The organism is Shouchella phoenicis, assembly GCF_047238345.1.
GTDB lineage: Bacteria > Bacillota > Bacilli > Bacillales > Bacillaceae_D > Shouchella.
This window is the reverse complement of record NZ_JBDFMQ010000001.1, coordinates 3423906-3437628: the sequence shown is the minus strand read 5'-3', so window position 1 is coordinate 3437628 and position 13723 is coordinate 3423906. Positions and strand designations below refer to the sequence as shown.

The window sequence follows — 13723 nt, the reverse complement described above, 5'->3', positions numbered from 1 at the left end:
TTATGATTGCCGAAGATGATTATCATGTAGCCGATATCCATGAAAAGTTCTTACAACAACTACAAGGTGTGCATGTCATTGCAAAAGCGCAGTCCGCAAGTGAAACCATCCGTCTTGTGGATCAACATCAACCTGACCTGGTCTTGCTGGATGTTTATTTGCCAGACCAGCTTGGTGTTGATGTGCTCGAACAATTGTATGAAGTTGCTCCACATGTGCAAGTGATATTCATTACAGCCGCTACAGAGAAAGACATCTTTACTGAGGCGCTTCACCATGGCGTAGTCGACTATCTCATTAAGCCGATTGCATTTGAAAGACTAAAAGAAGCCATCGAAAAAGCAAGTGAACAGCGAAAAAAACTAACCCATACCACGCGCATTACACAATCCATTGCTGATACTTTTTTTCTACGTGTTAAGGAAAGTGGCGATAAAGGAGAGGAACTTCCTAAAGGGATTGACCGATTAACGTTAGAAAAAGTGCGCCAGCTTCTTAACGACCAACAGGAAGGCATTACGGCGGAAGCACTCGGCAAAAAATTTGGTGCTTCCAGAACCACGTCCCGCCGCTATTTGGAATACTTAATTTCCATTGATGAAGCGAAAGCCGAATTGGAATACGGAATCGTCGGACGTCCAGAGCGGAAATATTGGAAGAGGGCGTGAGGGTTTAGGCCATCTCCATATGAATCCACCCTTGAAATCGTGGCAGTCGGACGGTCGTTTCATCAAATCAGTGGGAATCATCAAACCTGAGATAATCCAGTTGCTCTGATTGATCATTGTCAACGTAACCAGATGAGTGGTGTTTATCCAAACTTGCGTCTCTTATAGGTTAGGGTGAAATAGGTCGAGTACCGTATTTAACGTTAAGAATGCAACCAATTGTTTTAATCATGATTAGCACCTCACTGTTTCAGTTATTTACATACTACGATTACTGGATAGAGCTAACGATATTAATGAAAAAACGAACCACGTATCAGTGGCCCGTTCCAGTATTAATATTTATACGACTGACCACCATCAATCGGTACAACGGTCGCGTTAATAAAGTCTGCTTGGTATGACAATAAGAAGGCAACAAGGTAACCAACTTCCTCTGGCTTCCCGAAACGTAGCATAGGGTTTGCTTTTACAAACTCTTTCCCAGACTCTTCCCAGTTATCGCCACCCATTTGACGGAGAGATCCTTCGACCATTGCGGTCATAATAGCGCCTGGAGCAATTGCCTTTACGCTGACGCCAAACTGACCGTACTCAATACCTGAGTTCTTGGTTAAGCCAACAACACCATGCTTACTAGCCGCATATCCAGATTGATTTCCAACACCACGAATTCCGCCGACAGATGCAGTATTTACAACTGAACCAGATCCTTGTTCTTTCATGACTTTTAAAACATGTTTCATTCCATAAAATACACCATTTAAGTTTACATCAACGACTTTTTGAAATTCTTCTATGCCGTAATCTTCCGTAAGGTTTTGTTTGCCTTCAACCCCAGCGTTGTTGAAAAACGCGTCAATTTTACCAAATGTATCTTTTGTAAACTGAACATAGTGTTTCACATCTTCTTCTTTGGTCACGTTGGCTTCAACAAGTTCCATTATCGCTTGAGGTGTGTCTTCCAAAATGGCTTGCTTCGTTTCCTCAAGCCCTTCCATATTTAAATCAACGAGAACAAGTTTTGCACCTTCAGAGGCAATTTGTTTCGCAGCTGCTCTCCCTAGGCCGGAACCACCACCTGTAATAATAACAACTTTTTCTTCAAAACGATTCATAAAATCGTCTCCTTTCAGTGATGCTATAATAGAAAAGCTTAAGGTACCTGATTTCTACTCAAAGTGTAAACGGATTCATGGTGGGCGACAATCGTTAATCCTTCCGAAACTGTCGATAGAATCAACACCTTTTATTATTATGTAGATTTCTGGAGGAAACATACATGACCTTTCATCAAGGGCGAACATCAAAACAAAGTGAACGAACAAAGACTAATTTTAAGCAAGCACTAATTCAATTAATTCATGAACATGGATTTAGTCATGTCTCCGTAACAGACATTGTAAAAAGAGCAGATTATAACCGAACAACCTTTTACCTGTATTATCAGGATAAGTTTTGTCTCGCAGATGAACTAAAAACAGAGATGTACAACAAGATTAAAGAATCCAGTATGAACAAATATAAGGAGGGTGTGAGCATCATAACGGTGTCAATGAACGCGACATCATTTGAATTGACCCACTTTATCTATGCCAATCAACCCTTTTTCAATTTATATTTGCTTGAAGATACACTTCCAGGCTTGCATCGAGATTTGCCACAAGCCATTTATGAGGTGTTATCAGAACATTTTCAGCTTGTTTCTGTTAACCCAAACAGAGATATTAACTATGATGCACATAAGTTGTACATGGCGCACGGGACAGCAGGTTTATTGCTTGATTGGATTGAAAAAGGGTACCCTTTTAGCCCAGACAGCATGTCGAAGCGATTAATTCACATACTTGATTCGTTCGCTAAAGCGTTCATGATTACAAGCGTACATTCCATTTAAAACTTCCATGAACTTTATGAACAAAATGAACATTAATTTGGAAACGGTTACATTTCTGACTCTTCCGTGTATGATAAAAAAAGCTTACGGATGCGGTTCCTCTCATGCGCGCTTCTAAATGGAAGAAGGAGTTCAGTCAATTAGAAGAGAATCAGTAAAAGATAAAAAGAATGCAGCTTTATAGTGGTGAGTTCGTCTTTAATCAAGTCAGTACGACCTTTATTTTCGGACTTTTCAGTTATAGGTTGTGTTTTTTTTTACTAGTCTTTGAATGAGAGGTGAATTTGCATTTATGGGCAACATGCTGAATAAGACGATCGGGAATTTGCTCGAAACAAAAGCGATGGAAGTTCCGGAACATGACGCGCTTGTTTATGTGGATCGAGGATTGCGTTATTCCTATAAACAGTTTAATGAGGAATGTCGACGTGTCGCTAAAGCATTCATGGGTCTTGGGATTCAACAAGGCGATCACCTAGCCATATGGGCTTCAAACACGCCAGAGTGGGTGACGACTCAATTTGCTACAGGGAAAATGGGAGCGGTTCTTGTCACGGTGAATACAAATTATCAAGCTAGAGAACTAGAATATTTGCTGAAACAGTCCGATTCACAAACGCTCATTTTAATGGAATCGTACAAGGGAACGTCTTATTTAGACCTTGTATACGAAGTCATTCCTGAACTGAAAACGTCGGAAAAAGGGAAGCTAGCATCTAAAACGTTGTCTTTTCTAAAAAATGTCATCGTCTTAAGTGAGGAAGATTATCCGGGCATGTTCAACTGGCGGGATTTACTGCGCTATGCCGATCTCGTGACAGATGATGCATTAAATGAACGATTAAACCAGCTTAAACCAGAAGACGTCATTAACATGCAGTATACATCAGGGACGACCGGTTTTCCGAAAGGTGTGATGTTGACTCACAATAATTTAGTCAACACGGCTAAACACGCTGGGGATGGAATGCGGTTCACTCATAAAGATCGTTTGTGTATCCCGGTTCCTTTCTTCCATTGTTTTGGCTGTGTACTTGGGACGCTTGTCTGTGTAACAAGTGGAGCAACAATGGTGCCTGTGCAGGAGTTTGATGTCATTCAAGTGCTCACCTCAATTGAAACAGAGCGCTGTACGGCTATTCATGGTGTACCAACGATGTTTATTGCCGAATTGAATCATCCAGATTTTGAGTCATTCGACCTGAGTTCGTTGCGTACAGGGATTATGGCAGGCTCGACTTGTCCAATTGAAGTAATGAAAAAAGTCTCCAGTGATATGGGTGCTTCTGAGCTGACGATTGTGTACGGTCAAACGGAAACATCTCCAGGCATTACGCAAACAAGGACAGGTGATTCGTTAGACATTCGCGTGCAAACAGTTGGAAGAGCCATGCCGCATTTAGATGTGCGTATTGTTGATCCAGCGACGCGAAAAGAAGTTCCTCATGGTGTACAAGGGGAAATCTGTTGTCGTGGGTATAACGTGATGAAAGGCTATTACAAAAACCCCGATGCGACAAACAAAGTGGTTGATAAGGAAGGTTGGCTTTACACTGGAGATCTAGCAGTCATGGATAAGGTGGGCAATTGCACGATAACCGGGCGTTTAAAAGACATGATTATTCGTGGTGGCGAAAACATCTATCCTCGTGAAGTAGAAGAATTTCTTTATACACATCCAGCGCTGCTTGATGTGCAAGTGATAGGTGTACCGGACCCGAAGTATGGAGAAGAAGTAATGGCTTGGGTACGAGTGAAAGAGGGTGTAGATGTGATGGAATCGGAATTAATCGCCTATTGCAAAGGGAAAATTGCCCACTATAAGATTCCTCGTTACATTGAAATTTGCGATGAATTTCCAATGACCGCTTCAGGTAAAATCCAAAAATTTAAATTGAAGGAACAGGCAATCAAAAAATTGAAAACGCTTTAAATGAAAAAGAGGTAGTTGAAAGGCTACCTTTATCTAAAATAAAGTTATTAAAGATCTTCTATATCTTTAAAAGGAGTGTGTGCGATGAAAAAGAAATGGCTTGTTCCGCTTGTGTTTGCGACATTGCTAGGGGCATGTTCAATGCCTGTGCAGCATGGTTCAGTTGATGCAAGTGGTGACTGGCAGCCGGATCGATCAATTGAATTTATAGCTCCAGCTGCTGCAGGAGGAGGGTGGGATACAACTGCTCGAATGCTAGCAAAGACGATTGATGAGAACAATTTATCGGATCAAAGCTTTGGTGTTGTAAACAAACCAGGTGGAGGAGGAGCTGTTGCGTGGGCATACATTCACAAACGGAATGACCCGCATAATATTTTCATTAGCTCGCCACCGCTTCATTTTGTTGAGTTAGCAGGACAATCACCATATGGCTACAAAGATTTTACGCCAATCGTAAACTTGATTGCCGATTACGGAGCATTTGCTGTTCGGGAAGATGCTAAATGGAATACCCTCGAGGAATTATTTGCAGATATGAGAGAAGATCCGACGCAAGTCACGACGATCGGTGTCTCATCGCCAGGGAGTATGGATCACATGCAGTTTATTCTGTTTGCACAAGCAGCAGGAGTAGATATTACCAAAATTCGTTATGTGTCAGATCAAGATGGTGGAGCAATGACTTCGGTTTTAAATGGCAGTGTTGATGTCATTTCAACAGGTGTTTCAGAAGCGGCTGAACAAGCTCGCGCCGGCAAGATGAAAGTACTCGGTATTACGGCACCTGAGCGGTTGGAAGGCGAATTTTTGTCAACGTTACCGACTGGAATAGAGCAAGGTATTGATGCAGAATTTGTTGTATGGCGAGGTGTATTTGGTCCACCAGATATGACAGATGAGCAACTTGCTTATTATGAGAATGTGTTTAAAGAGGCGTCTGAGTCCCCTGAATTTGCTGAAGTACGAGAAGCGTATGGGTGGGATGAACGTTACATGGGACCGGAGGAATTCTCCGAGTTTCTAGACCAACAATCTGTAGAGCTAGAAGCGGCATTAGAAGAGCTGGGCTTTGGTGGAAGATAGGAGGAGAACGATGAAAGTAACCGTAAATCGCGGCATTTCCATTGTATTAATGGTTGTAGCTGCTGGGTATTTATTGATGGCATTTCAGTTACCAGAATATGCCTTTGTTCCTGTTGATTCGGACCTAATCCCGAAACTATTAGGAATCTGCCTTTTTGTTTTAGGGGTCTGTTTTTTCTTTGCAAAAGATACGGACACGGAGGAACAAAAGAAAAGACGAACCATTCCCAAAAAGGAAACATACATGTTGCTTGGAATGATGGGTCTTGTGCTAGCGTATATCACCGTTTTAGAAGTCATAGGTTTTGTCATAATGACGGCTTTATTTATTCTTATTTCGTCTCGACTTCTTGGGTATAAAAAGTGGCTCGTCACCATCTTAACAGCGTTGTTTTTTTCGATTGGTGTCTATAGTTTATTTAATTATGGCTTAGCGATCCGCCTACCGGCTGGCATCCTGCCGTTATAGAGGGGGATAGAAGATGGGAGCCTTTGATGGGTTATTACAAGGATTTGCTGCAGCTTTTAGCTGGGAAGGAATCTTGTTTGTCTTTATTGGTGTCTTATTAGGAACGATTATCGGAATGATTCCAGGGCTTGGTCCCATAAGCGCAATTGCCATTATGATTCCGATTACGTACGGGATGGATCCGACCATTGCCCTTGTGATGATGGCAGGTGTATATTATGGATCCATGTATGGCGGGTCCACATCATCAATTCTATTAAATGCGCCGGGGGTAGCAGGCACAGTTGCCGCATCGTTTGATGGTTATCCAATGGCAAAGCAAGGGAAAGCTGGAAAAGCGTTAGCCATTTCTGCCATTGCCTCTTTTGTCGGTGGAACGGTCAGTGTCATCTTGTTAATGTTATTTGCACCAATGCTCGCGAGCGTCGCGATCTATTTTGGACCACCAGAATATTTTGCACTTATGTTGCTTGGTTTAACAGCTATTGCGAGCTTAAGTGACGGCTCCACCTTAAAAGCGTTAACCGCAGCTGTTCTTGGCTTTATGGTTGTGACGATCGGGATTGACTCGCAAACAGGTACAACACGCTTTACCTTTGGCAACGTCAATTTACTCGACGGAATTGACTTCCTTGTTATCGCCTTAGGTGTATTTGCATTAGCGGAAGTATGTTTCTTAATTTTAAATCGTCGTGAATCCATGAGTGGGTTTAAGAACATCGGTAGTTTAAAGTTGAGTAAATCGGACTTAAACGAAATGAAAGGACCGATGACACGGCAATCCTTTCTAGGCTTCTTATTAGGGGTTCTTCCAGGGGCAGGAGCAACGATTTCTTCGTTTATCGCTTATATCTCTGAGAAAAAATTAGCAAAAAAACCAAAAGAGTTTGGAAAAGGTTCAATAAAAGGGTTAACTGGACCTGAAACAGCCAACAACGCTGCAACAAGCGGCGCGTTTGTTCCGTTACTCTCACTCGGGATTCCAGGTTCGGGCACAACAGCGGTCATGCTAGGTGCGTTTCTCGTCTTAGGTGTGCAACCAGGTCCACTGCTCGTTACAGAAAATCCAACAGTTTTTTGGGGCGTCATTGCCAGTATGTATCTAGGCAACGTGTTTTTATTAATTTTAAACTTACCGCTCATTCCTTATTTCGTAAAAGTGTTATCCATTCCAAGGCCACTTCTCATATCACTTGTTGTTATTTTTAGCTTAGTAGGCGTGTATGCCGTAAGCTTCAGTACGTTTGATCTTTATTTGCTCGTTTTATTCGGGGTACTTGGCTACTTAATGCGGATCTTCGCATTCCCAGCAGCGCCATTTATTCTAGCCTTCATTCTTGGTGGCATGATGGAGCAAATGCTTCGCCAATCATTAACTATTTCGGACGGTTCTCTCATGATTTTCGCACAAAGTCCACTTGCCATTTCGTTAATCGTTTTAACGGTTTTATCTCTTGTCATTCCTGCTTGGCGTAACGCACGAAAACGTCGTGCGAATCACGACGGTTCTATTGGAATGTAAGATGATTGAAGAAAGCCTCATGAGTCTAACGCTCATAAGGCTTTTTTACTTTATACAGACCGTTTTGTTTGTTTTAAAATAATGAATACAATGAGAGCTGGTAGACCAATCGTCAATCCTAATAGAATGGCAATGTTCAGCACAATCACCTCTTTTTGTAAAGTTTATCATGATTGTTTTTAAAAAAGGGAATGAGCGGAAAAAATTTTTTCGACAATAGCTTCGAATGTTCATATAGGCATTCAACTTTTTAGCTACGTTAGGTTTGTACCGCTTGAGTTAAAATGGCTTCGTACACACGATGCCAACCATGATGCCATTCTGCATAAGCTGCTGGCTCTACAAATAATCGCTCCGTTGCTTCAAATTCTGCATGAAAAGGGTGAATACCCGTGACATCCATGCGATAAAAGGCTTGATAGCCAATTTGGGGATAAGGGCTCGTTTCGTTCCAGTTGACGTTGTGAACATGATTGACTTCCACACAGCCGAGCAGCGTACATTCACCTGTGACATATCCTTCTTCCATACATTCACGCCTAAAGGCATCTTCTGGCGATTCGCCTTTATTAATATGTCCACCTGGAAGATCCCATCCCCGATGAATTAAGTGAACAAGCATGACTTTGTCCTGGTAAAAGCAAAATCCATGAGCGCTTGTCACATCTTTTGTAGATGGAAGCGAGTTCATCGGTAGCCATGTTAATTGCACAAGATTCTCCCCCCAATACATATCGAGCTTCGTCAAGAACGGCTCTCCGGGCCTAGCTGGTCATGAAATTGCGGCAAGTGTTCCCCGTCATGGTGAACAAATATTTTTGCGAAGCTTTCTGCGGTAAACGTTCGCTTGCCCTTTCCAATCGTAAAATGTGCCTGTGGATCGACCGCATCTAGCGCTTCAATAAGAGAAGCACGCTGCGAAATAAAACGATTCACAATCTCATAGACAGGAATGCCTTCAAGTTCTTTTACTCCCGCTGCATTAAACGAGTCATGGTTCGGGAATGCAGGTAATTGTGCGCCATCTTCCATTAGAGCAACCATTTGCGTCGTATTGTACGCATCCCACTTGTACAGATGAGCCACGATTTCTCGTAACGACCATTTTCCCTCTGAAATTGGCTCGGTCAGAACGGCTTCTTCTTGATCCTTTAACGGCTTTACTTCTTCAATCATTAGTGTTAAATCACGAATCGCTGACACAACATCGCCTCCTTGGTTTTAGTATAGAGGAGTGGCAGTAAGAGTGGAAGAGAAGTAGTCTTATTCTCATTACGAATGTGTACAAGGTGGATACGTTCAACGTAACAATGAGTAATAGTTGTAATTCAATAGTTTAACTGCGTGATGAGATAAAATGGTGTAAGGCAGGGTCGTTCTCTGTTTCGGTTTGACTATTGATTGTTTATTTGCTCTAATGAGAACATAAAAAAGGGATGAGAGTAGGTGCGAAAATGACTAAAGCATATATGATTATACACGATTTAAAATTAGGAAGAGCTGGCTTGACAAACGCGATGTTAACGAGAAGTAAAGTGTTTTATGAAAAAGGGTTGCCAGCAGATATCATTACATTTGATGATGATCCTAACTATGGTGACGTGGTGAGGGAATTAAAAAACTCAGGAAAAATGCATCAAGATACACAACTTCATAACATGATCAATTTTTTTAAAAACCGTTCAATGAGTAGTGCCGAAGACCAGCAACCTGACTTTTATCAAAATATGCATAATCAAATACATACCTGTATTGAAATAGAAGCTGATTCAACATCGAGTCGTTTCTTTTCAAAACAAACAGGTGAATATGTCTACTTCGTTAGGTGGACAAACGCGGAGCGGACGGCGTATAAACATGTCGATTATTTTGTTAAACATAAAAGAGAAAGTAGGTTTCGTTTCAAAAAGAAAAAATTAGATAAGATTGAATCCTTTAATGAGAAAAACGAGCGTTACCATGAGGTTTTTTTTAACGAAAAAGGAAATCCCTTTCTTAATCGAGCAATACACCCTGAAAAACAAACCGTTGAAGGAAATTATTTACTTTATAATAAACGGAAGTTTGTAAATAATGTTGAATTAGCCGCTTTCTTTATTGAAGAATTACTTGATAAATATGACGAGACGATTCTAATTTGTGATGGACCGGGTAGTTTTAACAAGATGCTTAAGTCTAACCCTAGAAATACAATGAAAATAGCTGTTATTCATACAAATCATTTTATGCATCCATATACATACGGTTCAAAAGTAAAAAAACAAGAAGCACATATTATAGAAAATGCTAACAATATCGATGCTATTGTGGTGTTTACTGAAAAACAAAAAGAAGATGTGAAAAGGCAATATAACGTTTCAAATATAGTAGTCATACCAAACTTTCAATATCCAGCTCAAATAGAAAAAATTACGAGTAAGAACGAACGTCAGGTTGTTGGAATGGCTTCAAGGTTGCATGAAACCAAAGGGTTTGACCGGCTAATCGAAGTTGCGGAAAAAGTGAGAACGATTGATTCAACGATTAAATTTCATGTATATGGAAAAGGTGGGCTCGAACAATCCATACGCCAAGCTATTGATGAAAAACATCTACAACAGACGGTTTTTTTACAAGGATATTCGTCAAACATGAACCAAGTTATTGGAACGTTCGATATCTCCATCTCTACCTCTAAATATGAGGCGTTTGGCTTAAGTATTAGTGAAGCAATGATGCAAGAAGTACCTGTAGTAGCAATGGATGTAAGGTATGGTCCATCTGATTTAATTGAAGATGGGTATAATGGTTATCTCGTTGAAGATGGCGATACAAGTGCAATGGCACAAAAGATTGTCGAATTAATCCATAATCAGAAACAAAGAACCCTTTTTGGCAAAAGAGGAAGACAAAAGGTTCTTGAAGATTTATCAATAGACAAAATTTATAATAAATGGAATGTCCTTCTACAAAAAAAAACGACGAAATAAAAAACATCTTATAAAGACGATTGGTCCTAACTGGATTGACCGTCTTTTCGTTTCTTGCAAAGTGAAAGGAGAAGAAGGTAGAAAGCTTTCTCGTAGTAGTGTTTATCTTCATGTCGACGGATTACAGCCCTATTAAATTGGTAAGTCTTCCCCCTTGTTATGCGACAAAAACTCGTTTCATAATAAAGAGGAGTGTGGTATTATGGAAAAGTTATTTTTGTCGGACTATGTAAAATTATGTAGAGGGGGGCTCGTATGATCTACGGGTTAATATTAGCTGGAGGAAACGGGAGTCGTATGGGGAACACTCATTTACCAAAGCAGTTTCTTCCGTTAAACAAAACACCAATTTTAATTCATACAATAGAAAAATTTTTATTGAATCAACGATTTAAGAAATTATTAATTTTAGTTCCAGCTAAATGGATGAACTATACACAAGATATTATTCACACATACATTGGTGAAAGCGATCATATTGAGCTAGTTGAAGGTGGTGCGACGCGTAACGAAACGATCATGTCCGGTATTACTTATATCGAACGTACCTTTGGAATTAACAAAGACGATGTAATTGTGACACACGATTCGGTTCGTCCATTTCTAACTCATCGTATTATTGAGGATAATATTAACGCTGCATTAGAGCACGGCGCTTGTGATACCGTTATTGGTGCAATTGATACAATTGTGGAATCGACCAATTCCAACTCTATTACAGATATTCCAGTTCGAGAGACAATGTATCAAGGGCAGACACCACAAAGTTTTAATATAAATAAATTAAAATTGTTGTATGATCGTTTGACAGAAGATGAACGAGATGTCTTATCTGATGCTGCAAAAATATGTGTTTTGAGAGGGCAGAGTGTAAAATTAGTTAAAGGGGAAGTGTATAACATAAAAATCACAACACCGTTTGATCTAAAAGTAGCAGAAGCCATTATTCATGATAAGTCAATTGTGGAGCGTGATCCAGAGGAGGCACTACCAGTATGATTAATCAAGTATATCGTCTGGTTCACCCGGGGCAATTTGAAATATCTTATAAAGTGAAAGCCATTAACAATGGAAAAGTAATTATACGACCAACTTATTTATCTGTATGTAATGCTGACCAACGCTACTATCAAGGCAAACGTGATGTTGCAGTCTTAGAGAAGAAACTGCCAATGGCACTTATTCATGAAGGAATTGGGGAAGTTGTCCATGATCCAACTGGTCAATATAAAGTTGGACAATCCGTTGTCATGATTCCGAATGTTCCTGTTGAAGATGATCAATATATGGAAGAGAATTATATGATTTCATCTCGTTTTCGGTCAAGTGGATATGATGGATTTATGCAAGATTATTTATTTATGAGACATGATCGTCTTGTACCGTTATCAAAGGCAATAACTGGTCACCCTGCTGCCTTTTTGGAACTTGTTAGTGTAGCCATGCATGGAATTACACGATTTCTAAAACGATCACACGATAGAAAGCAACGCATTGGCGTTTGGGGAGACGGAAATTTAGGGTATATTTCGTCTATCTTATTAAAGACAATGATTCCAGATGCAGACATTGTTGTTTTTGGTAAGACAAAACGTAAATTGGACTATTTTACGTTTATCGATGAAAAACATTTAATTAATCGCATTCCGAGTGATTTGAAAATTGATCATGCGTTTGAGTGTGTAGGCGGTGTTGGAAGCGAGTCGGCCATTAGTCAAATCATTGATCATATCGTGCCTCAAGGTTCGGTATCGCTTCTTGGTGTCAGTGAAGACCCTGTTGCGATTAACACACGTTTGGTTTTAGAGAAAGGGATTACGTTATTCGGTAGCAGTCGAAGTGGGCGAGAAGACTTTGTTGACACAGTTAATTTTTTAGATGAACATCCTGATGTCATTGGTTATTTAGAGCACTTAGTCACAAAAGTGATTCCTGTTCGTACGATTGAAGACATTCGCCAAGCATTTGATGAAGATCAGATCTCTCCTTGGGGCAAGACTGTAATGGAATGGCATATATAAGAGGCGAATGAGATGAATACATTTTTTAGATTTGTATCAAAACTCGTTTTTCGTCTTCTCTATACGTGCTTTTGTTTGTTACCCATTCGTCAAAATCAAATTCTTTTTGCATCAGATAGTCGAAATGATCTAAGTGGAAACTTCTTTTATATTTATAAGGAGATTCAACGACAACGTCTTCCATTAATATGCAAGTTCTTGTTGAAAGAAAAACAAAAAAAGACGGCTTACGATTATATTCAGCTTGCGTATTTTCTAGCGACATCAAAAAAAATTATCGTTGACGATTATTATCCGTTTGTTTATCCATTAACAGTCCGAAAACAAGCTGATCTAATTCAAGTTTGGCATGCGGTAGGTGCATTTAAGCGCTTTGGTCACAGTAGAAAAGGGAAACCTGGTGCGCCATTAGCAAATTCAAAAACACATAGAAACTACACAAAAGCGATTGTGAGTTCAAATAATGTGCGTTCGTATTATGCGGAAGGTTTTGGAATTTCAGTGGACAAAGTAAAGTCAACAGGTGTGCCAAGAACCGATGTGTTCTTTGATCATGCGTATAAAGCGAATAAACGAGAAGAGCTGTACGGTCGTTATCCTTACTTAAGGAATAAACGTGTTGTCATTTTTGCACCAACTTTTAGAGGGAAAGGCAAGACTACCGCATACTATCCTTTCGATTCAATAAATTTTGAGCATATGTATGAAGAATTGAAACATGATTCTGTCGTGCTTTTTAAATGGCATCCTTTTGTGAAGAACAAATTATCAATTCCAGATAAATACAAAGAGGTATTTTATGATTTCTCACACTATCGAGAAGTAAACGACTTACTCTTTGTAGCGGATGTGCTTGTGACAGATTACTCTTCTGTATGTTTTGAATTTGCTTTGCTAGAGAAACCGATGATTTTCTTTGCGTTTGACGTGGATGAGTATACGAAAGACCGAGATTTTTACTACGCTTATCAAGATTTTATTCCAGGTGAACTGGTGAAGACAACAAGTGAGCTAGTAAAAAACATTAAAGACCCCACGTTAAATAAAGAAAAACTTTTATTGTTTATTGAGTACTTTTTTGATAAGACAGATGGGCGCTCAAGCGAACGGTTTGTTAATGAATTATTAAAAGACGCGGGTAAACCGAGTTTGGGGTGA

At 40.0% G+C, this 13723-nt stretch carries 13 protein-coding genes; 10 read left to right on the top strand and 3 right to left on the bottom strand.

Annotation, left to right across the window (positions count from 1 at the left end; genetic code table 11):
* Nucleotides 1-2 precede the first annotated feature (2 nt).
* The gene (locus ABC361_RS18380; RefSeq protein ID WP_413075803.1) at nucleotides 3-668 is read left to right on the top strand and encodes a response regulator; all 666 of its coding nucleotides are present in this window, start codon (nucleotides 3-5) and stop codon (nucleotides 666-668) included.
* 335 nt (nucleotides 669-1003) lie between these two features.
* On the opposite strand, the gene ABC361_RS18375 is transcribed toward ABC361_RS18380, so the two are convergent.
* Nucleotides 1004-1786, bottom strand: coding sequence for an SDR family oxidoreductase (locus ABC361_RS18375; RefSeq protein ID WP_413075292.1), 783 nt, complete (start codon nucleotides 1784-1786; stop codon nucleotides 1004-1006).
* A 164-nt stretch (nucleotides 1787-1950) separates the two neighbouring features.
* On the opposite strand from ABC361_RS18375, the gene ABC361_RS18370 reads away from it, so the two are divergent.
* From ABC361_RS18370 to ABC361_RS18350, 5 genes are all read left to right on the top strand, one after another.
* Complete coding sequence (locus ABC361_RS18370) at nucleotides 1951-2565, top strand: TetR/AcrR family transcriptional regulator (RefSeq protein WP_413075291.1); 615 nt, start codon at nucleotides 1951-1953, stop codon at nucleotides 2563-2565.
* A 301-nt stretch (nucleotides 2566-2866) separates the two neighbouring features.
* Complete coding sequence (locus tag ABC361_RS18365; RefSeq protein WP_413075802.1) at nucleotides 2867-4498, top strand: AMP-binding protein; 1632 nt, start codon at nucleotides 2867-2869, stop codon at nucleotides 4496-4498.
* A gap of 84 nt (nucleotides 4499-4582) precedes the next feature.
* Nucleotides 4583-5584, top strand: a complete 1002-nt coding sequence (locus tag ABC361_RS18360; RefSeq protein WP_413075290.1) for a tripartite tricarboxylate transporter substrate binding protein — start codon at nucleotides 4583-4585, stop codon at nucleotides 5582-5584.
* A gap of 10 nt (nucleotides 5585-5594) precedes the next feature.
* Complete coding sequence (locus ABC361_RS18355; protein WP_413075289.1) at nucleotides 5595-6053, top strand: tripartite tricarboxylate transporter TctB family protein; 459 nt, start codon at nucleotides 5595-5597, stop codon at nucleotides 6051-6053.
* A 13-nt stretch (nucleotides 6054-6066) separates the two neighbouring features.
* The gene (locus tag ABC361_RS18350) at nucleotides 6067-7575 is read left to right on the top strand and encodes a tripartite tricarboxylate transporter permease (protein WP_413075288.1); all 1509 of its coding nucleotides are present in this window, start codon (nucleotides 6067-6069) and stop codon (nucleotides 7573-7575) included.
* Nucleotides 7576-7834: 259 nt separating this feature from the next.
* Here ABC361_RS18350 and ABC361_RS18345 read toward each other — a convergent pair whose 3' ends face one another.
* Both ABC361_RS18345 and ABC361_RS18340 read right to left on the bottom strand, forming a co-directional pair.
* Nucleotides 7835-8308: an NUDIX hydrolase gene (locus ABC361_RS18345; RefSeq protein WP_413075801.1), complete on the bottom strand. Its 474-nt coding sequence runs from the start codon at nucleotides 8306-8308 to the stop codon at nucleotides 7835-7837.
* A gap of 11 nt (nucleotides 8309-8319) precedes the next feature.
* Complete coding sequence (locus ABC361_RS18340) at nucleotides 8320-8778, bottom strand: DinB family protein (RefSeq protein ID WP_413075287.1); 459 nt, start codon at nucleotides 8776-8778, stop codon at nucleotides 8320-8322.
* A gap of 251 nt (nucleotides 8779-9029) precedes the next feature.
* On the opposite strand from ABC361_RS18340, the gene ABC361_RS18335 reads away from it, so the two are divergent.
* The 4 genes from ABC361_RS18335 to ABC361_RS18320 all read left to right on the top strand — a co-directional run bounded on the left by ABC361_RS18335 (nucleotide 9030) and on the right by ABC361_RS18320 (nucleotide 13723).
* Nucleotides 9030-10544, top strand: a complete 1515-nt coding sequence (locus ABC361_RS18335; protein WP_413075286.1) for a glycosyltransferase — start codon at nucleotides 9030-9032, stop codon at nucleotides 10542-10544.
* 255 nt (nucleotides 10545-10799) lie between these two features.
* Nucleotides 10800-11543, top strand: coding sequence for an IspD/TarI family cytidylyltransferase (locus ABC361_RS18330; protein ID WP_413075285.1), 744 nt, complete (start codon nucleotides 10800-10802; stop codon nucleotides 11541-11543).
* Nucleotides 11540-12565 carry a ribitol-5-phosphate dehydrogenase gene (locus ABC361_RS18325; protein WP_413075284.1) on the top strand — a complete coding sequence of 342 codons (1026 nt, stop codon included), beginning with the start codon at nucleotides 11540-11542 and terminating at the stop codon, nucleotides 12563-12565. The genes ABC361_RS18330 and ABC361_RS18325 overlap by 4 nt, the downstream gene beginning before the upstream one ends.
* Nucleotides 12566-12577: 12 nt before the next feature.
* The gene (locus tag ABC361_RS18320) at nucleotides 12578-13723 is read left to right on the top strand and encodes a CDP-glycerol glycerophosphotransferase family protein (protein WP_413075283.1); all 1146 of its coding nucleotides are present in this window, start codon (nucleotides 12578-12580) and stop codon (nucleotides 13721-13723) included.